This is a genomic window from Nocardia sp. NPDC052566 (assembly GCF_044547285.1).
Taxonomy (GTDB): Bacteria; Actinomycetota; Actinomycetes; order Mycobacteriales; family Mycobacteriaceae; genus Nocardia.
This window is the reverse complement of record NZ_JBIUAF010000004.1, coordinates 915167-938136: the sequence shown is the minus strand read 5'-3', so window position 1 is coordinate 938136 and position 22970 is coordinate 915167. Positions and strand designations below refer to the sequence as shown.

Sequence of the window (22970 nt, the reverse complement as noted above, 5' to 3'; positions counted from 1 at the left end):
CCAGCCCGCTACGCGTAGAGCCCGCGCAGCACGCCGTGCGCGGCCTGGTTGCCCCACTTGAGCCCGATTTCGCCGTAGAGCTGGGTCTTGTCCGAGGCGCCGGTCTTGGCGAGCTGTTCCTCGAACAGCACTCCCTTGCCGGGGACGTTGAGGAATACCGGGTCGATCTGCTCGAGCGACGCCACGGCGACCGCGTCGGCAGGCAGCACCCGGTCGACCACGATATTGAGCTCACCGAAATCGGTGACGATCGTCTGCATGTCGACGCCGCCGACATTGCGGGTGCCGCCCATGATGCCCGCGGTCGAGCTGTAAGCAGTCGCGTACGCCTTGGTGATGGCGCGCTTCTGCCCCGACGGCACGAACAGCGTCGCGGTACCGGTTTCGCTGATACCGCCGTTGTCGAACACGCTCTGCAGAAGCTGCCCGATCAGGTCGGGGGTGACGACCTGGGCGGCCTTGGCTTCATAGAATTCGATGCCGGTCGCGGTGCCGATGGTGATCGCCGGGCCGCCCTTGGTGGCCGCCACTTTGAACGAGGCGGTCGTCGAGTTCGCTACCACCCAGTACGCGCGGTGCGGCACGATCGCCGTTGCCGCGCCGACCGTGGTGAACACGACTTTGTCGTCGACCACGAGCGAGTGCGTCACGGTGATGGTGTCGGTCGCCGCGCTGGCGCCGGTCCGCTTCGCCGCGCCCGCAACCTGGGCATTGCTGGTCATGACCGACAGCAGGCCTGCGGTCTGGCGGGCGACGGTGTTGTCGGTCGGCTTGACGAGATTGCCGTGCCAGAACGTGTAATTCACATCGCGCGCCATCTGCTTGAGCGCCTGCATGATCTGCCAGGGATGCTCACTGCCGACCGGGTTCGGCTCACCGGCCGCCGAGGAGAACGGCGCCGAGCTCGGCGTCGCGTACTGCCCGGTCGCGGCCTGCTTGGTGTAGGAGGTCGACACCGATTCGTGGAAGATCTGGCAGACGTTCTCGACCTTGGCGCGCACGCGTTCCTCCGCAGAGGGAGCGTCAGCACCCTCGAGGCGCGGGCGCGATGCGGCGTCGCGCAGGTCGTAGGTCTGCCACTCGAACACGGTCGAGTCGACCTGGCCGCCTCCACCGATGCCGCCGATCGCGGACAACAGCGGGGTGTCGGCCGGGGTGAGTGCGTAGAGCTCGCCGTGAAAATTCGGCAGGTTGAAAGTGGTGCCGATGCCGGTGATTCCGGACATGTCAGCCTCCTATCGGGATGGTCGTTGCTGCGCTGCGCGCTGCTGCTTGAGCGCGATCGCGCGCGGAAAGTCCCTGCGTTTGGTCGCCTCGGCGATCTGCTCGTCGAGGTTCGAGGCCGCCGGGGTGCGCCCCTCGCCGGGCACATAGATGCCCGGTTGAGGTGCGGGCGCGGTACTGCCCGCCATGAGCTCGGCTAGCCGCTCGGCTTGGCGTCCGATGGTCTTGTCATCGGCGCCGGTGAGGAACAGCTCGGCGTCGGCATCGGAAATGTGATGGGCGGCGGCGGCTTTGAAGCGTCGCGCTTCGGCCTTGGCTTCGGCGGCATCCATTTCGGCGGCGGCGAGACGGTCGGCCTGTTTCTCGGCGTCGGTCTTCTGTGCGTCCTCGAAGGCTTTGACCTTGGCCTCGGCCGCCCGTTGCGCCTTCTCGGCTTCTGCGCGTGCCTTCCGCTCGGCCTCGAGCGCCCACTTACCTGCGTCGCCGAGGTTGTCGTCGGTCTGCGGTTCGACTGGCGCCGCCGGTGCGGGTGCGCTCGGTTGCGGGTCGGATGTCGGTGCTGATGCGGCGTTGGGAGGGTCGCCCTCCGGGGATGCGCCGCGGACCGTCCAGATGGGTGTGCCGTTGGCGCGCAGGCCGATGGCGGGGCCATAGACAGGATGGGTAGGCAGAACTGTGGTGTCCATTTGTGCTGCTCCGTCGCGGAGAACTCCGGCCAGCCTCGCGCTGGTCGGGACGAATGCGCCCGTATCGCCGGGCGGTGGCGTGAATTCCCGCTAGCTGCGCGGTGATTCGGTGGCGTCGCGACCGGACTGCCAGCCGGAGAGCCACAGTCGAATCAGTGCAGCCGCTTTCGGGGTCGGCTCGGCGTGGTCGACGACGATGTCACGGCGGGTCAGGCCCTCGTGCGCGGCCACGGTGTACGGGTTCGCGGTGCTCGGCTCGCCGCGGTCGTAGGCGGCGCGACCGGCAGCGTAGGCGTCGGTGTAGTCGCTCATTGCAGGTAGTCCCGTCCGCTCGATTGGATGCGCGCCAGCTCGATCGGGTCGAGCATCTGGGCTTTCAGTTCTGCCCTTGTGACGCGGCCGTTCTCATCCCACCACCCCCGCAGCTCCTCGGAGGCATATCGGCGGGCGCGGTCTTCGGGCATCGACCACAGTTGCCGCGGATCCACGCCGGCTTTCTGCCCGATCTTGGACAGCATGTAGCCGTTGGTCGAGTCCTCAGCAGCCAGCCACGCCCGATGTGCCTCGTCGCGATGCCACGCTCGAACTTGTTCGTCGAGGCTCTTGCCGTCGTAGCCCCATCCGGACAGGGTTGAACGTGCGCTGCGGCGCCGCTGCTCCTCGACGGGTACGCCATAGGCCTGCTCGATGGCAGTCTCGTCGTCGACTCCGTCGTTCATCAACCGCTCGTATTCGTCGTCCTGCGCTTTCGCTTTCGCGTCCCGGGCCGCGGCGCGGCGGTCGCGCTCGACTCTGGCTCGGTGATCGCGCCGGTTGATCTCGGCTTCAAGGGCGTCGAATTCGTCGTCGATCTCGTCGGCGGCGATCTTCGCCTCGAATCTGGCCATCAGATCACCCGAAGACTGGCCCGCGAACGGTGAGTTCTTGCGCGACTTCTTCGCTGGCAATGCCTGGGGCATAACCGCGCTCGACTCGGCTGCGGTCTTGGTCGCCGCGGGCGGCGGTGTTGGCGGCGCCTGAATCGTCGGCGGCGCGGGTACCGGAGCGTTGTCGAGCTTGGCCGCGGTGCGGGAATCCTCGAGCGACTCGCGCATGTGGGCGAGCACGGCCTTCGTGTCGATCGCGCCGTACTTGCCGGTCTTCGCTGTTTCGCGGGTGGCCTTGATGTACGCGGCTTCCCACTCCTGCACGTAGTCGGGTGGGGTGTAGATCTGGCCGGGCCGAACCTCCTTGGCTTGGCAGTGGCAATGGTCGTGATACCGCTCGCCGAGCTTCCGTTTGCCGCGTGTGCGGATGCCGCCAGCGGCGAATTTGCCGCCCGCACGGCGGTCACCACCTGCCGCGCGGATTCTCCTGTCCGACAACGACATCTCTTTGCCGCGGCCCACGACCCTGGTCGCGGCAGCCGCGGAGGAATACACATTGGATCGGGTGGCGAGCATCGCACAGAACGCGCACGCGCCAGGCCGGGCGACTCGCGCCCACGTCGAGCCTGGTTCGCTCTCGGCGTTGCCGATGATGGTGTCGCGGTTGGCGGTCCAGATCTGGCGTTGCGCGATTCCGGACAGGCGCCCGAGTGCGGCGTCGCCCGTCGCGCCGAGTGCCCATTCCGCCGAGGTCGACAGCCCCGCCGTGTCCGGCAGGAACGACGTGGGCTGATACGTCGCACTCGGCGGGGCCGATTCGGCATACCACTCGGCCCCGAGCTCGGCCGCGGCCACGGAATACGGTTCGACCAACTCGGGAAACGCTTCGATGAGCATCTGCGCGAATTGGGTATCGCTGGCTGTCGCGACCTGCGCCCATAGGGTCGTAATATCTTGCGCGGCAAGCCTGCTCAGCTCGTCGAGTAGCTGCTGACGCTCGGCGACCGTGGTCACGGCTGGGCCTGGGCCTCGGCGTCGACCGGCTGCTCGTCGCCGGGGGCCGCTGTGGCGACGGTCGGGGGCAGTGTGGTGGTCAGCCGTTGCGTCAACGCTGATACAGCCGATCGTCGCTTGTCCGCGAGCGCCCGTTCGATCGTGGTTTCGTCCCAACCGAGTTGCTCGAGCGCGACTCGCGATTCGGCCAGCCACGGGAACGCGGTCACCGTCTTCTGCACCGCATCCGCGGCCGAGGACCGTGACGGGGTGGCCGGGTCGCGCCAGTTCACCCGCAACCGGTTCCATTCCGGCGGCATCTGGGTCCGCTTCTCACGCAAGAGGAGCGCGGTGCGCATGGCGTTGGTCCATCCCATACCGAACACGTCGCACGCGTACTCGGCCTCGGTGACCAGTTCCTCTTTCGCGGCATAGATCGCCTCGGCCGAGGACGGGTTGTCCTGCACGACGCCGAGCGCGCCGACGGGCAGATTGGTCGCGCCGGAGAACCGCGTCGCGACGCTGCGCATGTGCTCGAGGTGCGGTTGCATCGTCATCTGCGGGAATTGGCCGACCTCGGGCACGTTGCCGTCCTGGTCGCGGCCGATCGCCAGCATGTGTCCGAGGATCGCTTCCCATCCGGTGCGGACACGGCCCTTCGCGTCGACGAACGCATCGGGGTCCGCGCCGAGCATGTAGCGCTGCGGTGAGCTGTAGAACTCGGCCGAAACCTCGGTGCGCAGAACGGTCCGCACCGCTTCGTCGGTAATCGACATGACCGCGCGCGAAATGCGCGAGGCCCCGAACGACCGGTCGAGACGCGGCCGGAATGGGAGCAACTCGACCGGGACGCGCCCGAGGGTGTGCTTACGCACGTCGATCGCCCATTTGCCGGTGCTGTTGCGGTTCATGATCACCACCCGATCGGGCAGATACATCACCAGTTCGGTAATGCGGTGATCGTGCGGCCATGCCTCGTCATAGGCGACGATCGACAGCGCCGCGGACAGTTGCCGACGCCGCGGATCCCAAATCCCGGTGCCCGACAACGCCGATCGCGCCGTCATCAACACCTCGGGCTCGCCCGATCGCACATCGCCGAGGGTGGTCGCGATGAACGCGCACGAATGAATCAGCGCCGAAGTATGTGCCTGCGGCGCATCGACGTTCATCCTGTTTGCGGTCCACATGTCGGTTATGCCGAGGCTGTCCGCGTCCCCGCCGGGGAGCACGAACCCGTCGTGCCGGATCCGCCGTGCGAGGGCGTCGACGGCCTTCTCCGGCCACCCGACGACGGTCTCGACATCCTTGAGCTGCGGAGGGATCGAGATACCGAAGTCCTTGAGCACGTTTTTGTGGTCGTAGTAGCGGGCGCGCAACTGGTTGCGTGGCCACTTCGCGCGGAACTGCCTGACCAGGCGGTCGAGGGTGTTCTGGTCGGTGTGATCCAGTCCGGTAACCTGCGGAATCTCGGCCAGCGCAACGAGATCGGTCACATCACCACCACCTTCCCGCTACCGCCGGTGCGGACCCTGCTGGAGTTCAACACGATGCGGCGGCCGAGCAGCGCGCCGACCATGCACACCGCGAGATCGACCTTGTTTTTCGAGTCGCGCGACTGTTTGCCGAGGCTGGTGCCCCATCGGTTCGGTCGCCGTTTGGCGTGGTGGACGTGCGCGCGCAATGTCGCGTCACCGTCGTGGCTCAGCGCCTGGTCGTCGTCGATCGACCGGGCGACGAGCTCGGCCATCTCGGTGAATGCCTTGTTGCGTTCGGCGCCGCCACGCTGAGACAGACGCAGGTCGTAGCGCACCGAATGCCCCTGCGCGCCGGGGGTTGCCCAGACCGCGAGCTTGCGCCCGAAATCGCGATGCCACGCATCGATCAGCGCCAACCAGTACGACGACTCGGACTCGTCCTCACGCGCCGGCGAGGGATCCACCCCGAACCACAACACCCGATACCGGGCCTCTGCCGCGCGCACCGCAGCGTCGACTTCGTGCCGGGGTACGAGCCAGTTCTTACCACGATCACCGTGCGGGCGCTGCCACACGCCGAGGGTCATCACGTGCCCATCGGACAGCCGAACGGCAACCAGGCCGGTCGCGTCCTCGGATTTCGAGCAGTCCAGGAACATCGCGATCCGTTCGCCGTCGGCGACGACGATGTCGGGGCGGGCGAGCGCATCGAACTTGCGGGGGTCGACCCAGGCGTCCTCGGCGGCCGCTAATCCGTTGAGGTAGTAGCGGATCGCGTCTGCCTCGGTGGTGCGGGTGTCGACTTGGATGTCGTCGGCCAGCCGCTCAAGGTCGGCCCACGGCGCATCCTGATACGCCTGCTCAAGCGCCCGCATGAGCTGGATGTAATCGGCGAGATCGGTTGCCGGGTCGGCCTCGATCGAGTCGTAGAGGATGTCGAGCTTGCGGACTCGGCCCGACACCTGGTTCTGCCACGCCTCATACGAGCGTTCGGCCTCGGAGTCCATGCCCTCGCGGTGCGCGTTGGTGTACTCACACACCCTCGCCTGCAACGCTTTCGGCGACTTCGCGACATTGCGGCGCGCCACCGCGGCGACCTTGTGCCCGCCACTGCTCTCGGTCATATGGTGGGTCTCGTTCAACGCAATGAACGTCGCCGGATCGCCCTCGCTCGACATCTCCGACGCGGTCAGAACCTCGGTACGGCCGCCGTCGCGCAGGATGGTTCGCGTCTCGCCGCAATCGATGCCGTAGTAGTCGCGGGACTCACGGCCGAACATCGCGTTCGCGATCCTGAGCATGTCCTTCGACTGTGCTTCGGAGTTCGACGCGATCTGAACGAGCGGCAACATGTGACGCTGCCCGACCCAACGGCCAATGTCGTTGTCCCACACCAGTTGCGTGCGGCCGACCAGCTCGATATCGCACATCGCCGCACCCATGGGGTCTTTGCCGGTGCCCTTCGCGCCGCGCTTCACCCCGGAGCGGTAGCGCCATCGGCCGCGCTCATCGTAGGCATACCAGAGGATCAGGAAACGTTTCTGCCCGTCGGTGAATCGCCAGTTCCCACCGGTGAGGTAGTCGGTCAAACCTGGTTCGTCGGTGCGACACTCGGCCCAATCGATCAGCGACGGCCCCAGCGACGACGCGATCAGCGCCGCTTTCTCCTCCGGATCGCTCGGCCACGGAATCGTCAACCAGGCACCGGTGATCGGATCGAGCCGATACCCCGGAGGTAGTTCAGAGGGCTCGGTAATCGGCAATGCTGGTTACCTGCGCATCCCGATCGCTACGCGGCACCTCGCTGATCTCCCACTGAAGCCGCCTCATCGACATCGGCGACAGACCGAGCCGGTCCTCGAGCTGGCGAGCCTCGGCCAGGATCGACGCCGGAGCTTTCGGGCTATCACAGCGTGCGAGTACCTGCGCGTAGCGAGCAACGACCCGCGTCCAGCCGAGGGACTCCCACGCCACCGCTTGCGGTGTCGCCCACAGCGATTCCCAGATCTCGCGCTGCGCCGCGGTCGAGCGCCCGGTCGGCCATTTCGGCGCCGGACCGCTCCGCCCTTCGGCGGGAAGTGAGCGCCATTCCGGCCCGAAGTTGCGGCGGCGCGAGTTGCGTTTCGGAGCGGGACCTGGCACGAATCCCACCCCCTCCAAGAACTCAACCAAAAGTCGAGGTTGACAAGCCCCGCACACTCAGTAGATGAACAGCAAATGTAAGACAATGCAGCTCAGCGCCCCAGAGTGGTTCAGCGGCAAATTGCTAGAGAAGCATCTCGAACGAGAGGTTCGGTGCGTTGCGCTCGCATCGGGCGAGCTCGTGATCCGCTTAGCGATCGAGATCGGCACCGACGAACTGAGCCGCGACCAGCGGACGCGCATCTGGACGGTTCACTACCAATCGATTCCGTCAGGCGACGCGATCGCGGCCTGAGCGATTCCGGAACCCGTACGAACTGGCAGGCCCTATGCCCAACGCCAGCGCGTCTACCGGGGGGAGGGGGCTACCGCCCCGGTCTGCCGCAGCCCCGGATGCAACAGACCGGAACGCTTGCGGCTGCGCCGAGCTCGGCCCGCTGCCGCTTCGCTGGCAGTCTTGATCCGATGGCATTGGGTGCACAGCACCCACAGATTCGCCTCGTCGTCGCTGCCCCCGGCGGCTACGTTTTCGATGTGGTCGACTTCGTTCCCAGGGTCGCCGCACTTCTGGCATGTCCAGCGATCCCGGTATCGGATCCTCTCGGCCAGCGGTTGCGGGACACCGCGGTATCGACCAGGTTCTCGGGACCAGGACACAGACACCCCCTTGTCAACGATCGAAGGCTCTGGTTTGCCATGCTGCCGAGGGTAATTCGAGCCACTACTGTTGAATCCTGTTGTCAATGAGTACTTGCACATGGCTTGCCAACAGGGATTTACACACGGTCGTGACCAGTACACTCGATTCCAGCACTGGCACAGGCGAACTCGCTGGTTCGACTTCCGTCTTGGGTGTCGTTGAGGACTCGACACCCTCGGGCCCGCAAGGGCCCGTCACCAAAGATGGAGGTCGATGCCAATGAGACTCAAACGCCTGCCACCACACGTGGTGGAGAACGTGAAAACCGCTGCGGTACTTACGTCCGCAGCGGCCTCACTGGTAAACGCTGGAGTTGCGGTCTACCGACTTGTGAGTGCTGTTCAGGAGAGTGGTTGGCTCTAGGTCAACCAACGGCCCTGGTTCCGTTCCAGCGGGACTGGGGCCACTCTTCTGTTCTTGCTTGTCACACATCTCACGCATCTCACACAATCATACGGGAGCAGCAGAGTTCGGATACCGCTTCACTAACTCCACCGTTAATGGCCGTGCACCTAACGCCGCAGATGAGAGACCGGTATCCAAAATTGCCTAGATCGCTGCCCTGATCAGCGCGCCGACGATCTTCGCCAGACCGACGCCGACCTCGACCCAGTCGACGGCGGACAGGACAGCAGACAAAGTGGACAGCACGGTGAGCTCCTCGCATCAGGATCGTTGATCGGGTGATTGTGGCGGCGGCCGGACTCGAACCGGCGACCCTCGGCACATGAAGCTGATGCGCTACGCCGCTCAGGCATGAAAAAACCGCCACCAGGCGACCGTAGGGTCGGCTCGTCAGCAGCGGTTTCAAGTGCCACTGTACAGCAAGGGTTGAATTTGCTGTACAGATTGTTCCAACTACTCCAGTTTCCGGGTCTCCTCGGTGTAGATCCGGAGGCCCTCGCTGAGCTTGCTCGCGGCGTTCTCTAACTGTTCGGGGGTCAGGCACTTGCCGAACGCGGCGGCCGCGAGCAGTTGCTCGCGGACCTGCGCAATGTTCGTGTACGCCCATTCGAGGCGGGATGGCGGCGGCATGGCCGAGAGATTACCTCGAGTCGAACACGCATTCGATAGCCGCCAGGGGCTCGGTCGTCATCATCGATGCCATTCGAGGTTACGCTACATCGAGTGTTGTGAAACCATAGTTGAGTGCTGTAATATACTAATTGTTGGACGGGGTCGGACCCGACCGACAGCAATCACCAACAACTCTCCTGAAAGGGGAAACACAATGAGCGAATCAGAATTCGAGGCCATGTTCCTGAGCTTCCAGCTCCGGGCGACGATGTCCTACATGCGGGCGACGAAGCTGCTGCTGCGTCTTCCGCTGCCGATCAGCCTCGAGCCGTTCTCGCCGGAGATGACGCCGACCGAGTTGGTGGACAACATGAAGATCGGTCATCGGGCGGTCAAGGACCTGCCCATGCCGAGGTTCCTTCGGGTGGCAGTTTCGACGGCGCTGCTCGACTGGATGTCGGGTGTGGCGCTGGCGGCCGTCGCCGCCACGGAGGAAGAGATCTGGACGATCGAGGCCGCGCTGGTCGCGGTGGGCCGCGCGAACGTGGAACTCGAACTCGCTGAAGGGCTGCTCGACGGCGATATCGACGAAGACGACATCGAGATCGTGGACGAGTAACCAACAAGGCGAGGCCCGGTCGGACAGACCGGGCCTCGCCCCCGTTGAAGCTGGGCGGACGGCGGAGCGAGGCAAGCCTCTATGTCGGAACTCCGCCGTCCAGCAATCGACCAACCTCGAAAGGGGTCAACACATCATGATAGCCCCGGTCAGAACCCTGATCGCGCCAGAAATCGCCGAACGCTACGGCCGCGCCCTGAACACCGTGCAGACGGTGTGGATGCCACACGAACGTTGGCCACGGTCGATCGGCAAACGGGGTCGATGGAACGCGTACGACGAGGCGGAAGTCGAGCAGGTCGTGCGATCGGTGTTCCTGCGCGCGCAGCCCACTGCCCTAGAAGGCGCACCTGATGATCTGCTCACCGTGCCCGAGCTCGCGGCCGCGGCCCAGATCGCGCCGTCGACACTGCGCGCCTACATCTCCCGCCAGCAAGTCGACCTGGGCGACCCAGACGACGAAACCGGCGGCGTGAAGCGCTGGCGGCGTGCACCAGCCCTCGCCATCCTGGCTCAGCGGCGGCGCCACAAACAGGGCGGCTAGAGCCGAGGGTCGTGCACAAGCCGGAAGTCGTGCAGCTCCTGCGCGTCGCCGCGCGCGGTCAACTCACGGCCGACGACTTCGTTCTCGGGCATGCCGCAGTCACGCGCGATCTCGGCCACCGACACCAACATCGGCGACTCAGTGTCGTGCCACGGAGTGACCGCGTGCCCCTGATCGCCCACGGCCAGGACAACCCGTAGCGGGATACGTCCATCCGGCAGGGGCGCATAGGTGCGTCGGGCAGCATCGCCGCTGGTCAACGATTCTCGCCAGGCCCGCCCGCCCGCCGCGTCATCACCGATCATGCTGTCGGTCCTCCTGCATCGTCACCGTGCCCCACGCACGGCGGTAGTCGGGGTGCTGCGGCCATATCTCGGCAATCGCCCGCAGCGCGAGTATCTGGTCGACCGAGTCCGAGCGCTGTCCCGCGCTCGGCGCGAGGTAATCGATTTCGCCCTCGTATTCCAAGATCGCGCGGACGATGGTGCGCCACGCACGCGCCTGGCGAACTCCGTGCTCGTCGGCGCTGGCGTGCGCCGCCGACTCGTCTTCTGCAACCCGGCTCTGGATAAACTCGACGATCGTCGTCATGCTGCCGATCCTCTCGTGCGCTGCGCGCGCCGCGCCAGTGCCAGCACGTCGCCGAGACGGTAGACGTGCACCGATGAAGCGTCGATCGGATGGTCGGTGATTCGTTCGCCGTGCTGCCATGCGCGAGGCTCGATCCGGCGTTCGCGAGCCCACCGGTACAGCGTCGTTTTCGGCACCGCAGCGCCGACGCCCTCGGTCACTCGGACGAGATCGCCGAGGCTGTAGAGCATGTCCTCGGCCGCTGCCCGCACGGCGTCGAGGATCTCAGCCACTTCGTGCTGCGTGCGACACCGGCCGCACCGGACCCAACTCGCGCCGAGTTGCGCGCGCAGCTCCCACCGGCACTCGCCCCCGTCGTCGAGCACGCTCGGGCACGGCCCGAGATAGCGCCGCTCGACCGGCCGGTCGACGACATCCCGAATCTGGGCAAGCGCGCCGGAAACCTCGACCAGCAGATCGTGCGCAGCCTCGTGTGCGCGTAGCTGGCGGCGGTGCCCGGCAAGCCATACCGCCGCCTGCTCAAGTTGGCTCGGCGCGGTGAGTGGCAGTGTGCCGGGGTCGCGGTCGTCGGGGCCGCGATGCTGCCGTGCGAGGAGGATCAGCGCCGGACCACCGATGTACGGGGTCACCCGCAGATCCTCAGCGAGGGCACGTGTCCAGCCGTTCACCGTGGTCTCGAGCCGCGACACGGCACGGTCGCCCTGCATGCTCGTCCGGTAGTTGGTGGCGCGAATCGGTAGCGGCGTTTCGGCCGCGCGGCCGCCGGCCGAATGTGGCCCGAGCCGTCCGAGGCCCGCGCGGGTGATCGCCAATTCGACGAGCAAGCCGGGCACGGCGCGCAGATCGGCGACGACACCGTCGGTGCACGTCTGGCACAGCGGCAGGCCATCGACGACCGGACGGTCGCACTCGGCGCACGGCGAGGTGCTCATCGGCGCACCGCCGCGAAGGTGGTCCGGATGGCGTCGAGCACCAGGCCGAGCGGCCCGCCTCCGGTTCGTCCGGGAGGTTCAGCCACCGCGAACGGAGCGTTTTCCGCAGGCGGGTCCGGCAGCGATATCGGGCGCGGTCTGGTCGGCCAAGGTTTTCCGGGATCGCCGAGTACGTCGCGTTCGTAGGTTTCGAACCAGGCCATTCGCTACGCCTCCTCGGGTCGGACACCGGTCAGGATCGCGGCGAGGTCGCGCAGGGTCATCAGGACGATTTGCGAACCGGTGTCGGCGATTCCGCGTCGTTTGGCGACGACGAACGAGGCAAGGGCGGCGTCGTGGCCGCGCTCGGTCTCGGCTTCGGCGAGCCACTGGCCGGGCAGTAGTCGGCCGCCGTAGTCCTTGCACTCGCCGACGAGTCGGCCGCCGCCGGGTGCGCGCACCGAGGACAGGTCTCCGCGGTCGCGGGTGCCGTGCTTCGCGCGTCGCTCGATCCGGTCGTCGACGTGTTCGGCGAGGTAGTGCGCGGTTGCCGACTCGTGCCGGGTGCCAGCGGCTTTGGCGCTGCGCCGGGTGCGGCGCGGACGGCGGGTCGGTGGCTCGCTGATCGCCTCGGCGACGGTGTCCAGCATGCTCAGCAGCGGGGCGTTTGGTTCAGGCATTGCGGTTGTCCTGTTCGATCGCGGCGCGGGCGCGGGCGGATGGCTCGTGCTCGGCGAAGTCGTGAACGGTTGAGCGGCGGATCGTGTGAGGGCGGCAGACCGGGCACGGCAACGGGCGATACTCGTTGTCGTGTCCGAGCCAGCCGCTACGGCATCGGGGGTCATGCCATGGCGCCGAGTCGTCCTCGGGCTCGCCGGTGCGTTCGAGGGTCATGAGTTCACCGCCGCTCGCGCGGGCGGTCGTGAGTTCCGTACACAAGCCAGCATCGCGGCGGGTAGTTAGTGGTTGTGGTTGGTTTGGAGTGGTGGCGTATCACGGGTGATCCCCAGACTCGCGCCAAATGATCCCCAGACATCGCGCAAATGATCCCCAGACCCATCGGCGTTTCAAATGTCTCGGGGTCACTGGTGATACGCAGACTCTCGCCTTGTGGATAACTCTGGGGATCACCCCCGATCCCCAGAGGGCCAGCGGCGCACCGATGTCCACACATCACCGGTGATCCCCTGAAATCGTGGACTCGTCCGGATCCAGCATCGGGTGATCGAGCAGATTCGAGGGCACGGTCAGCCGGTACTCGTCGGCCAGCCCGGCATGCCGATTCCCTCGCCGTGTCCGTTCGATGAGCCCGAGCGCACGCAGTGCCGACAGGGCCCGTTTCACGGTCGGTTCGGACATGCACGTCACCAGCGCCAGACGCTCGACGCCAGGCCGCACACGCGTGCCGTCGCGCTCGGCGTAGGTCGCGAGCATCAGCCCCAAATACTTCGCTGTCTTGTCCATTTCGATTCGGCGCACGAGCCGCTCCCACTCGAAACGGTCGACCGGCAGCAGCCCAACGCCCGAGTCCACAGCACCACCTTCCGCACGGACAGCGCAGCCCCGGATTCATCAATCTTGGACGCCCCTATCCGTCAGGTGCTGTCGGGATGTCGCCTACGGCGATCTCGCCGGTGCCTAGGCAGGTCGGGCAATCCTCGGCGGCATAGCCACCAACCGCGGTCCCGGTGCCTTCGCAGTCAGGGCAGGGGAAATAAGAGGTCATGGCCCGACCACCAGCGGGGCGAGCAGAGCGTCGATGCGGGCGGCGGCGGGATCGGCGGCCGCGCTCACCGGCTGGGCGATGGGGCGCTCGCCGAGGATCCGAGCAATCAGTGACAGGACGCTGGTCCGGCGGTGTCCGGCGTGGTGGCGGGGGCTGTCGGAATGACGACCGGTCATATGCTCCCCGCATTTCCGAGCAGCGTGCACAGAACAGCGATAGCTAGGACGCTGAGTGCCACGAGACCTAGATCGGCGAGTAGCCCGACGGTTTCGCGGTCGAGGTGGAGCGAGTGGAAGCGCCTCACGATGCACTGGCCAACTTGTCGGCTGGCCGCCGTTCGACGGAGCGCGCAACGATCACGGCGTCGATGGGTGCCTCACCAGTGAGCTCGCCCGCGTTGCGCAATCTCTCGTATGCGTAGTCGAACTCGGCGGTGGCACTTCCGGTGCGTTTGGCGTGCTCGGCGGTGGCCTGTGCGGCGACGGCGTTGGACTGGGCCACCATACGCGCGGCGGCGGACACGATGCCGCGCGCTCGGTTGATTCGCTCGCGCTGGGCCACGACATGCTCAAGCTGATGCGCGGAGCTGAATCCGAACGCCCTCGCGATCATGTCCGCGTCGCTCGTCGTGACCGGTAGCCCGTTGGCATACTGGCACGGAATTCGTTGGGGTGGAGAGGTTTTCATGGTGGTCGGCATGGGTTCTCCGGTCGAGTGGGTAGGGTGCGCACCCCGGGAGCCGGGTGTGAGGGGTTCACCGGGCGGTCCTGCCCGGGGTGCGCGCCCTCGATGCGGCCTCGGCGCGCGCCGCACCGAGGGAACTCAGGGGGTGCGGCCGAGGCGGCGGCGACTGGTGCGGGTGAGCCCGGTCAGGTCGGCGGGCGCGGGCGGCTCGGGGACGGCCAGCGGTCCGGTGGGTACGTCGAGGCCGGGGCCGAGACTCACGATCATCGCGGCGATATCGCTACGGGTCATGCTCCAGGTTTTGCCCGCCCTGCGGCCGGAAAAGGTTCCGGCGTTGAGTCGCCGTTTCAGCCAGTCCTCCGAGGGAAGGTGCACCTTCTCGACCACCTCGGCCAGCGTGAACGTGTCGGTCTCGAGTTCGCCCGGAGTACTCACGATGCCCTGGCCTTCGGGGCGGATGCGGAGTTCGGCCGCATGATGGCTATTTGCGGGACGTTCAGCACGGAGGCGGCGCGCGCGAGCAGGATATTGGTCAGCCTTTTGCGGCCCGCCTCGATATTGCACAGGTAGGCGCGGCTGATACCGAGGTGATCAGCCAGCGTGGCGGGCGGGAGGCCGCGAAGCTCACGCAGCGTTCGCAATGTCGTGCCGACGCGTTGCCAGTCGGATTCGAGGAGCGGGGCGGAGGTCGAATGCCTCCCGTCATGTCCCTTAAGATCCGCTATCACGGCAGCAACATTAGGGATATAAGAGGAACTCGTCAACGACGATTTGGACGACCTACCAGTATTTCACGAGGACATCCGGCACATAGTGGAAACAACATCCGCCGACCTACCGAGGCATAGTCCGCTAACTTCCCTGCAAGATCATCATGCAGTCACGTCCTTGAAGTTCCCACATGTTCCCTGAAACACTGGGCACATGGACGCTCCGGAATCAGCACAGCCGCCACAGGCAGACGACTCCGAGGACCCACGCGTGCGTGTCGGCAGAGCGGTCGTGCGACGCCGGATCGAGCTGAAGATGGATCAGTCTGATTTGGCCCGCGAGGCCCAGGTAGATGCGAAGACAGTTCGCTATCTCGAACGCGGCGAGCGATGGCCGCGGGACTCCTCCCGGGCCAAGATCGAGCGGGCGTTGGACTGGATTCCCGGCGCGCTGGACGACTTGTTGGGCAACCGTCCCTCATTCCAATTGCAAGCGCATGCGATGGATCCGGCTACGAAATCCAAGCATGTACCGGTACGGGGCGCCCGACCGGACAGCGAGAAGCCGCGGCCGCCGCTGTCGGCGGCAGCACTGCAAATCCTGGCGGATCAGCAATGGGTCGTCGAACGGATCATCGAGTTCTCGGCTGAGGACCGCGAAACCATCAAGCGATTCATCGACGAGTTGGGCCGCAAACGATTCGACGACTGGGACCGCCGGTTCGTCACGGACCGAAGCGCTCTCCTCGCGCTGACAGACCTGCTCGACCACGCCATAGACGTGTCGTCCTATCTACGGGCTGGCCGGGTCGTGTGGGCATCACCAACGCCTGAGCACGAGGCCGAGTTGGAGGCCCGGGACAGCGAGCAGCACCGGGTACCGCCGGGCTGAGGTACCCGCACACATCCGATCCATCCCAGCTTCGGGTTGTACCGCCAACTCGAGCGGGGACCTTGTAGCCATGCGTCCTCGACCGCCTCGAGAAATTGCAGATACAGGTCGTCTGCCAGCCCGACGCGCGGCACCGCCTCGATACTGCCGTCGGCACAGATGACGGTGCCGATCTCGATCATGGCATCAACAACGGTGCTGTCGCCGCACGGCGCGCTGACCGTGATGCCGAGTGCGCGCAGCGCCGCCGAGTAGCCGTTGACTGTTCTGCGTGGCACCGCGGGCGTGTTGTCGAAATCGTCCGCAGCGGATAAGCCGGTCACCGTCCCACCACCCGACCGGCGAAGAATTCCCCTGGCGCACAGCGCATTGCCCTCATCTGCATACTCCCACCCGCAATCCCCTGTAGGGCATGGTTCAGCCAAACGTGACAAGGTACCGCGGGGAGTCGCTGCCGATAGGGGCAAGTCAGCGCTCCAAGACAAAAGGTAGTACGAAATATGTTTGAACGGAAGGAAATACGGGAAACCCGGTTGGTTCGCCTAGGCTTTTCGGAGCTTGACCAGCGCGGCCGATGTCTCCGACTTGCGGGTCAGCACAACGAGTTTCGCGGTCAGTGCGACCTGGAGCCAGCCGCCGTCGATCTTTCGCAGGCGCACCGAACCGCTGACCTGACCGTCGCGGCGCAGCTGGCGGGCGAGCTGGCGCGCGGTGGTGAGGTCGGCGGGATGCAGCGCCGGGTCGCGGCTGCTGATACCGGTCTTCTCCCAGGCCACCTCCGGCATCGGGTCGCGCAGCCATTCAAACCCGGTCAGGCTGCGCATGTCGACCAGGATCGGCCACACGTCGTCCTCGCGTAGCTCTCCTTCGATCAGCGCCTCGGCGTAGGTCAGCGGCGGGACCTGGGCGTTGTCGTCGAGTCCGCCGGGTGTGATGTCGTGGGTGATGCCGTGCAGAAACGGCACCTCGTCGATGTAAGCGCCGCGGGCACAGAAATTGATGTCACGCAGGACACCGTCGTCCCGCAGGATCTGCCAGGTTGTCTGGAACGACTTGGCCATGTCGTGCAGCAGCTCGGCCGACAGCGACGCGGCGAGGGCGGCGGACTTGTCGTCGGCGGTGGTGATGTGGCGCAGCCCGCTGATGCGCGAGACTTCGGGCAGCCGGCGGTGCGGTGGGACCGCATAGATATCGTGCATCTCCTCGGTGGCCAGCGTGGTCACCTTGGCCTCGTCCCAGTCCCAGGCGCCGGAGCGGCTGGGCTCGGGCACTTCCTCGTCGAGCCCGCCGATCCACAACCTGACCCCGTGGCACATCCCCAAGACGTTGAGAATCGGCTGTGCGATGACCCTTTCGCCTTTCGTCGCCGACTCCTCGGTGTAGTCCTCACGGGTCTGGCGGACGTGGGCGATCACCCGGTGCGCGGTGCTGCGGTGCGGGCCGCGTAGTACCGCGTCAACAGCCTTGAGCGGCACGGGTTTCCGGCCGACAGCCATGATCGTCGGTGTCTCACGGATGCATTCGATGAGTATCCATTCACTCCCCATTCGGCGAGCCTGTCAGCTTCGCATCCGAAGCGTCAACGATTCGCTCGAAATCGGTTGCGCGACAGCAATTCAGGCAGCTCGTGCCATCTGATCGGGGTTGCCCGCGATATCGTCTCTCGACATGGTGGGGCGAGGAAGACAGTGACCGGCTCGACCGGCGGAATCGAGCCCGGAGACTCCGGCAACAGATGGGAGTGGCTTCGGCGCCGACCGCTCCCGGTCGACCTGGGGCTCATCGTGGGTGGCTCTGCGACAGCAGGGTTCGGTATCGCTCTGCTCTCGGGTGTTCCGGCCAGCTTCTCGCAACCCCTCGCCACCCTGCTGGCCGGAGCAGGAGTGCTCACCGCGGGCGTCCTGGCCTACGTCACGGGGAAACGCGGCCGCGATCTCACCGATGCCCACCATCGGGATGACATGACCCGCGACCGAGAGTCGGACCTACGAGATCGCTACACCGCCATCGCCGCCCAGATCGCCGACGACTCCGCCGCCATCCGGCAGGCGGGTGTCTACGCGCTGACCGCGCTCGCCGACGACTGGCATCGCTTCGGCGAGGACGAGGAACGTCAGGTCTGTATCAACCTGTTGCAGTGGTATCTGCGTGTTCCGATGGCAGCGGCCGAGGATGCCACCGAGCGAGTCCTGTCCGAACGCGAGATCCGACAAACGATCGTCGGCATCGTCGCCGAACGCCGACGGCGCCCCTCTGAGGATCCGAAGTCCTGGACCAAGACCACACTCAGCCTCCAACACGCATCGCTACCGTACTGCGCCTTTGGCCGGGTCGATCTCGCTGAGCTCAATCTGTCGCGCGCGAACCTGACCGGCGCGAACCTGACCGGCGCGAAGCTGACTGGCGCGAACCTGACCAAAGCGGACCTGACCGGAGCAGTGCTGATCGGCGTGAACCTGGGCCACGCGGATCTGTTCGGCGCGAACCTGAATGGTGCCAGCCTGACGCACATGCTCCTGACCGGCGCGAACCTGCACGGCGCGGATCTGATCGATACGAACCTAACCAAAACGTCCCTGACCTACGCGAACCTAAACGGCGCGAACCTGTACCGCGCGGATCTGACCGACACAGACCTCAGCGATGCAGAAATGATCGGCGCGAACCTGACCGGCGCGACTATGCGCGATGCGTTCTTGACCCACGGGAACTTGAGCCACGCGAATCTGACCGGCGCCGACCTGACCGGCGCGGATTTGACGGGCGCCGACCTGACCGGCGCGAATCTGACCGACACGATCCTGAGCCACGCGGACCTGACCGGCGTGGAGTGGGAACGTGTCCGCTACAGCGATGCCACACAATGGCCAGCCGACTTCATCCCACCGCCACGGTCAGCTTGAGGAAAGCGGGCACAGCACCTCCGCTGGCGGTCGGCACAGTTGATCAAGGCGATCTCCTACGCCGCGTGACCGGCGCGCGCGGTCCGGCGGCGGTGCGCCGCCGGCGGCGGCACCGCCCGAGGTGTCGGCCGCCCGCGCAACGTGGGCGAGGCGATGAGGTGCGCGGTCAGCGTGGTCACGAGTGCGCGGTGGGCGGCGCGCTCGGCCGCGAGCTCGGCGATGTGGCGGTCGTGGGCACGTTCGCCCGCCTGCCGCACGGCGGCGAGTTCGGTGCGCTGGTCGCGGAGTTCGCTCAGCGCGGTGTCGGCGACGGCGCGGATGCGGTCGCGTTCGTGGTGCAGGGCGGCGAGTTCGGCGTCGGCGACCGCGGTCTCGCGGGCGAGCTGCTGGTCGCAGTCCGCGCGCACCCTCGTCACGGCCGCGGCCGCCTCGTCACGGGTGGCGATCGCTTCCTCGGCGGCCGCCACCGCGATGTCTTGCAGCTCGAGTGCCGCGTCCCGCTCGGCGAGCGCGGCGTCGCGTTCCCGGCGGTCGAGGGCGGCCGCGTGTTCGGCGGCGGCCTGCGCGGCGAGCGCCTGCGCGATGCGCGCGTCGGCGTCGGCCCGGATGGCGGTCAGTTCGGCGGCGAGGAGATCGGGGTCGGCGATGGCGGCGGCGAGGTCGTCGGCGTCGGCCAGCTCGGCGCACAGCTCGGCCTTGAGCGTGTCGAGCCGGTCGAGGGCGGCGGCCAGGGCCGAGATCCGGTCGGTGACAGGCCGTTCGGCCGGGGTGTCGGTCGCGTTCTTCGCCGCGCGGGCGCGGGCGCGTTGCTCGGCGCGCAGCCGGGCGACGCGGGTGTGTTTGGGGTCGTCGCAGTATTCGCGGGGGCGGCCAAGGCCGGACCGTGGCGGCACGGTCCGGTCGCAGGCGGGCATATTGCAGGTGCGGATGTCGGTGGCAGTCATCAGGATTTCGTTTCGTTTCACGAGATTTCGCCGGTGGAGGGGATACGAATTCAGGCCGCGGCGGCGAGATGGTCGCCTGCCTCGTAGCGGGCGACGTGGTCGACCGCGTGGTCGTAGTCGGCGAACACCGCCGAGTGCACGAGCCCGTGGCGGTCCATCCAGATCGCTTCGTATCCGTCGGGGACAGCACAGATTTCGCCGAGTTCCCCGGTGCGGACCTCGCGGCGGCGGCGCGCGCGGGCGAGGTCGACGACCTCGGCGCGCAGGCGGGGCAGGCGCCCGGCGATGGTACGCGCGGAAGCGGCGCTGGCCCTGCCGCTGATATGCCCGTACCGGGCGTCGGTGGTCGTGATCGATTCGTGCCCGGCATCACGGGAGACGACCCAGATCGGTTCGCCGAGCTGCAATCGCCACGAAATGCCGGTGTGCCGCAAGGTGTATGGGCTGAGTTTCTTCTCGAGCAGGCGCTCGACCAGGTGCCCGTAGCAAGCCAGCAGCACCGCGGGTGTCTCGCCGTCCCAGTGGGCGCGCCGGGAGAACGGCGAGAGGTGGCGCGTGAGCGCGTCGTCGAGGTCGGCGGCGCCGGTCGGCGGCTGCGCCATCGGGCAGTGTGGGCCCTGTCCGCAGTCGCAGCGCAGGTATCCGGTGCCACCTTGCCAGGCGGCGACCGCGTCGGCGCGCCGGGCCCGGGTGCTGCGGCCGTCGGCGGGGCACACGTACCGGGTCATCTCCCGCAGTGCGGCGTCCAGGGCCCGCAACCGTTTCGTCGCGGGCAGGAACGCCTTCCGGTACAGATACGTCACGGTGATCGGGCCGCCGGTGGCGGTGGCGAACAGCCGCTCGTCGCGCTCGCGCCCGTCGAGGTCCAGGCGCTCGACGGTCTCGAGGGGCACGTAGGTGGTGCGGACGCCGCGCCGCGATTTGGGCTGGCCCAGGCGCAGTGCGCCGTCGTCGTATTTGTAGGCCCGGGTGATGCGCACGGCCCCGGTCGCGGGGTCGATATCGCCGACCTGGAGGGCGGCCTGTTCGGACGGGCGCGCCATGGACATGATCGCGAACTCGCATTCGGACCGCCACCGCGGTTTGAGCAGCTGCTCGTAGAACTCCCACTCGTCGGGCTCGAAGTAGTCGATCTCCGCGCCGTAGGCGCGCGGCAGCAGCGTGTCGGCGCAGGGGTTGTACGGAATCAGCGGCGCCGGGCGCCGCCGCACCGCCGCGCTGCACGCCGCGCTGAGGAAACCGTGCTTGTTGCTGATCGTTTTCGGGGCGTTGCCGACCTCGTGTTCGAGCCAGGTCACCCACGCGGCGTCCATCTCCTGGGACAGGGCCTCGAGGGGCAGGTGCTCGGTGAAGTAGGGCGCGATGTCGCGGTCGATGTAGCGCAGATACCGCCGCCGCGTCGCGGGTTCGACACCGGTGCGGGTGGCGACATAGCGGCGGCACCAGCCGACCACGGTTTCGACCTCGGCGGTGGCGGCGAGCTGGGCGGTAAGGATGCGCTCGGCCTCAGTGGCGCCGAACTGGTGCAGCAGCACAGCCCAGCGGGCCGCGGCGTTCACCTCGTCGAAGCTCTGCGAGGTCTGAACGAGCTTGCCGGAGCGGAGGATTCGGTAGCGGACCTGGTAGTAGATCGACCCGTCCGCGCGGCGGCGCGGGCGCGGGGTGGGCGGAGTGCTGCGGCGAGACGGAGCGAGGGTGAGAGTTGACATGCGCAGGAACCTTTCGGTCGTGCGCGCCGAATCCCCTCAGATTCAATGTGGACCGCAATGTGGACCCCGAGGCCCTAGGAAAGTGGAAAAGCCTGGCGTGACCAGGCTATTCCGTTGTGGAGCCTAGGGGAATCGAACCCCTAACCCCTGCCTTGCAAAGGCAGTGCTCTGCCAATTGAGCTAAGGCCCCGAGTCAGCGGGTAGTGACCTCGTGCCACAGGTCTGCGTCGTCGCGCTTGCGCAGCTTGGTGATTCCGAGGAGAACCAGAACCACGACACCGACCGTGAGAAGAATTTTCATGGTTCCCACCCTACTGTGATGTTCGGGAGTGGGCCTAGGAGGACTTGAACCTCCGACCTCTTCGTTATCAGCGAAGCGCTCTAACCGCCTGAGCTATAGGCCCTCATCCGCTCGGTTTTTTTACTAACCGAACCGAGGCACGAGATTACCCTAACCACCTGCCGAAGACCAAAACGGCCGGTACCGGCCCTGCGCGGGCGGGTACCGGCCGAGTCGAGATCACAGTGGCGCGGAGCCTCCGTGAGGGGTGGTGGTCGGGCGACGGGCGGGCCTAGTCGGGATCGGCCAGGGTGACCTGGATGCCGCCGACCAGATCGCAGCACTGGTTGTAGATGAAGGTGCCGACGGTGCCCAGCGCGGTGAACAACACCACATTGATCAGACCGATGACACCCGCGTACCCGAACACCGAGCCGGCGCCGAGGGCACCGCCGCCGCCGTCGGCGGACACAACGTCGACGAGGGCGCCGTTGAGCCGCTCCCACACGCCCATGCCCTCGAGCACGATGTAGAGCAGGCCGACGGCGAGCATCCACACGAAGAACATCGCCACGCTGATCACCAGCGAGATCTTCAGCGTCGACCACGGGTCGATGCGGCGGATCTGCACCGTCGCCCGCAGCGGTTCACCGGAGGTGACCGCCTGGGCCACTGCCGCGGGCACCGCGGGCGAGACCGCGGGCTGCGGGCCCGTGGTGTCCACCGGCAGCGGGTGCCGGATCTCCGACAGGTCCGGCATGTCCTTGATCAGTTCCGGGCGGGCGATGCTGCGCGTCGGCCCGTCGATCCCGACCGACTTCACCATCGCCGCTTCCTTGCGCGCCGCCTTGGCCGCGAGGTCGGCGGTGGTGCGCGCGTTGGTGACGCCGCCGCCGAGGCCGACGGAGCCGGTGGTCGGGCGACCGGTGACCGGGGCCTGCCCAGGGCGGTACAGATTGGACTGCGGTTCCCGTTGCGGCAACTGCGACCATCCATCCTGGAAGGGCGACGGAGCGCCGCCGTTGGCTGTGCCGTGGCCCTGATCCATCGCTTCGGGGACGATGGGTTCGGGCGCGGTGTTCATGCGCACTGTTGTCTGGTCGAACGATTCGTGTCCCACGGGGACGGCCGGATGGTCCGGCCCCGTCGGCTTGGGAGCGAAATCGCCCTGCTGGTCCGGCATTTCGTGCGGCTGGGCACCACCCGGCTGGCCGCCATTGGGCTGCCCGTTCTCACCGGAAGCGACCGGCCGTGGGATCGGGCGCGGCGGGATCGGAGACGGTGCGATCCGCTCGGTCACGCCGTTCGTCTGGTGCCGCTCGTCGTTCGGCTGGTTCGGAGTGGTCAATGG

General features: G+C 66.9%; 30 protein-coding genes and 2 tRNA genes. 5 read left to right on the top strand and 27 right to left on the bottom strand.

All coding sequences use genetic code 11. The annotated features are described in order from the left end of the window. Positions 1-8: 8 nt before the first annotated feature. From ACIG5A_RS24150 to ACIG5A_RS24120, 7 genes are all read right to left on the bottom strand, one after another. Positions 9-1226, bottom strand: a complete 1218-nt coding sequence (locus ACIG5A_RS24150) for a DUF5309 family protein (protein WP_397243594.1) — start codon at positions 1224-1226, stop codon at positions 9-11. A gap of 9 nt (positions 1227-1235) precedes the next feature. Then, positions 1236-1910 (bottom strand): hypothetical protein, encoded by a 675-nt coding sequence (locus ACIG5A_RS24145; RefSeq protein WP_397243592.1) that lies wholly within the window; start codon positions 1908-1910, stop codon positions 1236-1238. Positions 1911-2000: 90 nt separating this feature from the next. Next, positions 2001-2222, bottom strand: coding sequence for a hypothetical protein (locus ACIG5A_RS24140; protein WP_397243590.1), 222 nt, complete (start codon positions 2220-2222; stop codon positions 2001-2003). After that, positions 2219-3790 (bottom strand): hypothetical protein, encoded by a 1572-nt coding sequence (locus ACIG5A_RS24135; RefSeq protein WP_397243588.1) that lies wholly within the window; start codon positions 3788-3790, stop codon positions 2219-2221. Before ACIG5A_RS24135 ends, ACIG5A_RS24140 begins: the two co-directional genes overlap by 4 nt. After that, positions 3787-5265 carry a phage portal protein gene (locus ACIG5A_RS24130; RefSeq protein WP_397243586.1) on the bottom strand — a complete coding sequence of 493 codons (1479 nt, stop codon included), beginning with the start codon at positions 5263-5265 and terminating at the stop codon, positions 3787-3789. The genes ACIG5A_RS24135 and ACIG5A_RS24130 overlap by 4 nt, the downstream gene beginning before the upstream one ends. After that, complete coding sequence (locus ACIG5A_RS24125) at positions 5262-7010, bottom strand: terminase (RefSeq protein WP_397243584.1); 1749 nt, start codon at positions 7008-7010, stop codon at positions 5262-5264. Before ACIG5A_RS24125 ends, ACIG5A_RS24130 begins: the two co-directional genes overlap by 4 nt. Next, positions 6988-7389 (bottom strand): hypothetical protein, encoded by a 402-nt coding sequence (locus tag ACIG5A_RS24120; protein ID WP_397243582.1) that lies wholly within the window; start codon positions 7387-7389, stop codon positions 6988-6990. The genes ACIG5A_RS24125 and ACIG5A_RS24120 overlap by 23 nt, the downstream gene beginning before the upstream one ends. Positions 7390-7453: 64 nt before the next feature. On the opposite strand from ACIG5A_RS24120, the gene ACIG5A_RS24115 reads away from it, so the two are divergent. After that, positions 7454-7684 (top strand): hypothetical protein, encoded by a 231-nt coding sequence (locus ACIG5A_RS24115; protein WP_397243580.1) that lies wholly within the window; start codon positions 7454-7456, stop codon positions 7682-7684. 53 nt (positions 7685-7737) lie between these two features. Here the strand turns inward: ACIG5A_RS24115 and ACIG5A_RS24110 are convergent, their stop codons facing one another. Both ACIG5A_RS24110 and ACIG5A_RS24105 read right to left on the bottom strand, forming a co-directional pair. Further along, positions 7738-8148 carry an HNH endonuclease gene (locus ACIG5A_RS24110; RefSeq protein ID WP_397243578.1) on the bottom strand — a complete coding sequence of 137 codons (411 nt, stop codon included), beginning with the start codon at positions 8146-8148 and terminating at the stop codon, positions 7738-7740. Positions 8149-8947: 799 nt separating this feature from the next. Next, complete coding sequence (locus ACIG5A_RS24105; RefSeq protein WP_397243576.1) at positions 8948-9124, bottom strand: DUF6374 family protein; 177 nt, start codon at positions 9122-9124, stop codon at positions 8948-8950. Positions 9125-9320: 196 nt separating this feature from the next. Here ACIG5A_RS24105 and ACIG5A_RS24100 point away from each other — a divergent pair, with 196 nt between their 5' ends. After that, the gene (locus tag ACIG5A_RS24100) at positions 9321-9725 is read left to right on the top strand and encodes a hypothetical protein (RefSeq protein ID WP_397243574.1); all 405 of its coding nucleotides are present in this window, start codon (positions 9321-9323) and stop codon (positions 9723-9725) included. A 136-nt stretch (positions 9726-9861) separates the two neighbouring features. Beyond that, positions 9862-10269 (top strand): hypothetical protein, encoded by a 408-nt coding sequence (locus ACIG5A_RS24095; RefSeq protein WP_397243572.1) that lies wholly within the window; start codon positions 9862-9864, stop codon positions 10267-10269. Here ACIG5A_RS24095 and ACIG5A_RS24090 read toward each other — a convergent pair. The 11 genes from ACIG5A_RS24090 to ACIG5A_RS24040 form a co-directional block, all read right to left on the bottom strand. Beyond that, positions 10266-10574 carry a hypothetical protein gene (locus ACIG5A_RS24090; protein WP_397243570.1) on the bottom strand — a complete coding sequence of 103 codons (309 nt, stop codon included), beginning with the start codon at positions 10572-10574 and terminating at the stop codon, positions 10266-10268. The genes ACIG5A_RS24095 and ACIG5A_RS24090 overlap by 4 nt on opposite strands. Beyond that, positions 10564-10860 carry a hypothetical protein gene (locus tag ACIG5A_RS24085; protein ID WP_397243568.1) on the bottom strand — a complete coding sequence of 99 codons (297 nt, stop codon included), beginning with the start codon at positions 10858-10860 and terminating at the stop codon, positions 10564-10566. The genes ACIG5A_RS24090 and ACIG5A_RS24085 overlap by 11 nt, the downstream gene beginning before the upstream one ends. Continuing rightward, the gene (locus tag ACIG5A_RS24080) at positions 10857-11792 is read right to left on the bottom strand and encodes a hypothetical protein (RefSeq protein ID WP_397243566.1); all 936 of its coding nucleotides are present in this window, start codon (positions 11790-11792) and stop codon (positions 10857-10859) included. Before ACIG5A_RS24080 ends, ACIG5A_RS24085 begins: the two co-directional genes overlap by 4 nt. Next, positions 11789-11995 carry a hypothetical protein gene (locus tag ACIG5A_RS24075; RefSeq protein WP_397243565.1) on the bottom strand — a complete coding sequence of 69 codons (207 nt, stop codon included), beginning with the start codon at positions 11993-11995 and terminating at the stop codon, positions 11789-11791. The genes ACIG5A_RS24080 and ACIG5A_RS24075 overlap by 4 nt, the downstream gene beginning before the upstream one ends. Before the next feature lie 3 nt (positions 11996-11998). Then, positions 11999-12451, bottom strand: coding sequence for a hypothetical protein (locus ACIG5A_RS24070; RefSeq protein ID WP_397243563.1), 453 nt, complete (start codon positions 12449-12451; stop codon positions 11999-12001). Next, on the bottom strand, positions 12444-12665 hold the full coding sequence (locus tag ACIG5A_RS24065; RefSeq protein WP_397243561.1) for a hypothetical protein: 222 nt from the start codon (positions 12663-12665) through the stop codon (positions 12444-12446). The genes ACIG5A_RS24070 and ACIG5A_RS24065 overlap by 8 nt, the downstream gene beginning before the upstream one ends. A 279-nt stretch (positions 12666-12944) precedes the next feature. Further along, positions 12945-13304 carry a hypothetical protein gene (locus ACIG5A_RS24060; protein WP_397243559.1) on the bottom strand — a complete coding sequence of 120 codons (360 nt, stop codon included), beginning with the start codon at positions 13302-13304 and terminating at the stop codon, positions 12945-12947. Between the two features lie 189 nt (positions 13305-13493). Further along, complete coding sequence (locus tag ACIG5A_RS24055; RefSeq protein WP_397243557.1) at positions 13494-13673, bottom strand: hypothetical protein; 180 nt, start codon at positions 13671-13673, stop codon at positions 13494-13496. A gap of 124 nt (positions 13674-13797) precedes the next feature. Continuing rightward, positions 13798-14196 (bottom strand): hypothetical protein, encoded by a 399-nt coding sequence (locus ACIG5A_RS24050; protein ID WP_397243555.1) that lies wholly within the window; start codon positions 14194-14196, stop codon positions 13798-13800. A 123-nt stretch (positions 14197-14319) separates the two neighbouring features. Further along, positions 14320-14616 (bottom strand): hypothetical protein, encoded by a 297-nt coding sequence (locus ACIG5A_RS24045; RefSeq protein ID WP_397243553.1) that lies wholly within the window; start codon positions 14614-14616, stop codon positions 14320-14322. Beyond that, entirely contained in the window at positions 14613-14909 is a 297-nt protein-coding gene (locus ACIG5A_RS24040) for a helix-turn-helix domain-containing protein (RefSeq protein WP_397243551.1), read from the bottom strand. The genes ACIG5A_RS24045 and ACIG5A_RS24040 overlap by 4 nt, the downstream gene beginning before the upstream one ends. A 196-nt stretch (positions 14910-15105) precedes the next feature. Between ACIG5A_RS24040 and ACIG5A_RS24035 the strand changes: the two genes are divergently transcribed. Further along, positions 15106-15783, top strand: a complete 678-nt coding sequence (locus tag ACIG5A_RS24035) for a multiprotein-bridging factor 1 family protein (RefSeq protein ID WP_397243549.1) — start codon at positions 15106-15108, stop codon at positions 15781-15783. Positions 15784-16325: 542 nt separating this feature from the next. Here the strand turns inward: ACIG5A_RS24035 and ACIG5A_RS24030 are convergent. Further along, complete coding sequence (locus ACIG5A_RS24030) at positions 16326-17330, bottom strand: GAF domain-containing protein (protein WP_397243547.1); 1005 nt, start codon at positions 17328-17330, stop codon at positions 16326-16328. Between the two features lie 141 nt (positions 17331-17471). On the opposite strand from ACIG5A_RS24030, the gene ACIG5A_RS24025 reads away from it, so the two are divergent. Beyond that, entirely contained in the window at positions 17472-18686 is a 1215-nt protein-coding gene (locus tag ACIG5A_RS24025; RefSeq protein ID WP_397243545.1) for a pentapeptide repeat-containing protein, read from the top strand. Positions 18687-18742: 56 nt separating this feature from the next. Here ACIG5A_RS24025 and ACIG5A_RS24020 read toward each other — a convergent pair whose 3' ends face one another. The 6 genes from ACIG5A_RS24020 to ACIG5A_RS23995 form a co-directional block, all read right to left on the bottom strand. Beyond that, a complete protein-coding gene (locus ACIG5A_RS24020) occupies positions 18743-19630 on the bottom strand; it encodes a hypothetical protein (protein WP_397243543.1) in 888 nt (295 codons plus the stop codon). 50 nt (positions 19631-19680) lie between these two features. After that, entirely contained in the window at positions 19681-21339 is a 1659-nt protein-coding gene (locus ACIG5A_RS24015; RefSeq protein WP_397243541.1) for a tyrosine-type recombinase/integrase, read from the bottom strand. Between the two features lie 117 nt (positions 21340-21456). After that, positions 21457-21529: transfer RNA gene (locus ACIG5A_RS24010), tRNA-Ala, on the bottom strand. A 3-nt stretch (positions 21530-21532) separates the two neighbouring features. After that, entirely contained in the window at positions 21533-21640 is a 108-nt protein-coding gene (locus ACIG5A_RS24005) for a DLW-39 family protein (protein ID WP_397243538.1), read from the bottom strand. A gap of 29 nt (positions 21641-21669) precedes the next feature. Continuing rightward, a tRNA-Ile gene (locus tag ACIG5A_RS24000) sits at positions 21670-21743 on the bottom strand. Between the two features lie 168 nt (positions 21744-21911). Further along, the gene (locus tag ACIG5A_RS23995) at positions 21912-22967 is read right to left on the bottom strand and encodes a DUF3566 domain-containing protein (RefSeq protein ID WP_397243536.1); all 1056 of its coding nucleotides are present in this window, start codon (positions 22965-22967) and stop codon (positions 21912-21914) included. Positions 22968-22970: the final 3 nt, after the last annotated feature.

Excerpts from the sequence above, each read along its gene's own strand:
- ACIG5A_RS24150 (WP_397243594.1), bottom strand. The coding sequence starts at position 1,226 with ATGTCCGGAATCACCGGCATCGGCACCACTTTCAACCTGCCGAATTTT.
- ACIG5A_RS24145 (WP_397243592.1), bottom strand. The coding sequence starts at position 1,910 with ATGGACACCACAGTTCTGCCTACCCATCCTGTCTATGGCCCCGCCATC.
- ACIG5A_RS24140 (WP_397243590.1), bottom strand. The coding sequence starts at position 2,222 with ATGAGCGACTACACCGACGCCTACGCTGCCGGTCGCGCCGCCTACGAC.
- ACIG5A_RS24115 (WP_397243580.1), top strand. The coding sequence starts at position 7,454 with ATGAACAGCAAATGTAAGACAATGCAGCTCAGCGCCCCAGAGTGGTTC.
- ACIG5A_RS24110 (WP_397243578.1), bottom strand. The coding sequence starts at position 8,148 with ATGTGCAAGTACTCATTGACAACAGGATTCAACAGTAGTGGCTCGAAT.
- ACIG5A_RS24105 (WP_397243576.1), bottom strand. The coding sequence starts at position 9,124 with ATGCCGCCGCCATCCCGCCTCGAATGGGCGTACACGAACATTGCGCAG.
- ACIG5A_RS24100 (WP_397243574.1), top strand. The coding sequence starts at position 9,321 with ATGAGCGAATCAGAATTCGAGGCCATGTTCCTGAGCTTCCAGCTCCGG.
- ACIG5A_RS24095 (WP_397243572.1), top strand. The coding sequence starts at position 9,862 with ATGATAGCCCCGGTCAGAACCCTGATCGCGCCAGAAATCGCCGAACGC.
- ACIG5A_RS24090 (WP_397243570.1), bottom strand. The coding sequence starts at position 10,574 with ATGATCGGTGATGACGCGGCGGGCGGGCGGGCCTGGCGAGAATCGTTG.
- ACIG5A_RS24085 (WP_397243568.1), bottom strand. The coding sequence starts at position 10,860 with ATGACGACGATCGTCGAGTTTATCCAGAGCCGGGTTGCAGAAGACGAG.
- ACIG5A_RS24080 (WP_397243566.1), bottom strand. The coding sequence starts at position 11,792 with ATGAGCACCTCGCCGTGCGCCGAGTGCGACCGTCCGGTCGTCGATGGC.
- ACIG5A_RS24075 (WP_397243565.1), bottom strand. The coding sequence starts at position 11,995 with ATGGCCTGGTTCGAAACCTACGAACGCGACGTACTCGGCGATCCCGGA.
- ACIG5A_RS24070 (WP_397243563.1), bottom strand. The coding sequence starts at position 12,451 with ATGCCTGAACCAAACGCCCCGCTGCTGAGCATGCTGGACACCGTCGCC.
- ACIG5A_RS24065 (WP_397243561.1), bottom strand. The coding sequence starts at position 12,665 with ATGACCCTCGAACGCACCGGCGAGCCCGAGGACGACTCGGCGCCATGG.
- ACIG5A_RS24055 (WP_397243557.1), bottom strand. The coding sequence starts at position 13,673 with ATGACCGGTCGTCATTCCGACAGCCCCCGCCACCACGCCGGACACCGC.
- ACIG5A_RS24050 (WP_397243555.1), bottom strand. The coding sequence starts at position 14,196 with ATGCCGACCACCATGAAAACCTCTCCACCCCAACGAATTCCGTGCCAG.
- ACIG5A_RS24035 (WP_397243549.1), top strand. The coding sequence starts at position 15,106 with ATGGACGCTCCGGAATCAGCACAGCCGCCACAGGCAGACGACTCCGAG.
- ACIG5A_RS24030 (WP_397243547.1), bottom strand. The coding sequence starts at position 17,330 with ATGGGGAGTGAATGGATACTCATCGAATGCATCCGTGAGACACCGACG.
- ACIG5A_RS24020 (WP_397243543.1), bottom strand. The coding sequence starts at position 19,630 with ATGACTGCCACCGACATCCGCACCTGCAATATGCCCGCCTGCGACCGG.
- ACIG5A_RS24015 (WP_397243541.1), bottom strand. The coding sequence starts at position 21,339 with ATGTCAACTCTCACCCTCGCTCCGTCTCGCCGCAGCACTCCGCCCACC.
- ACIG5A_RS24005 (WP_397243538.1), bottom strand. The coding sequence starts at position 21,640 with ATGAAAATTCTTCTCACGGTCGGTGTCGTGGTTCTGGTTCTCCTCGGA.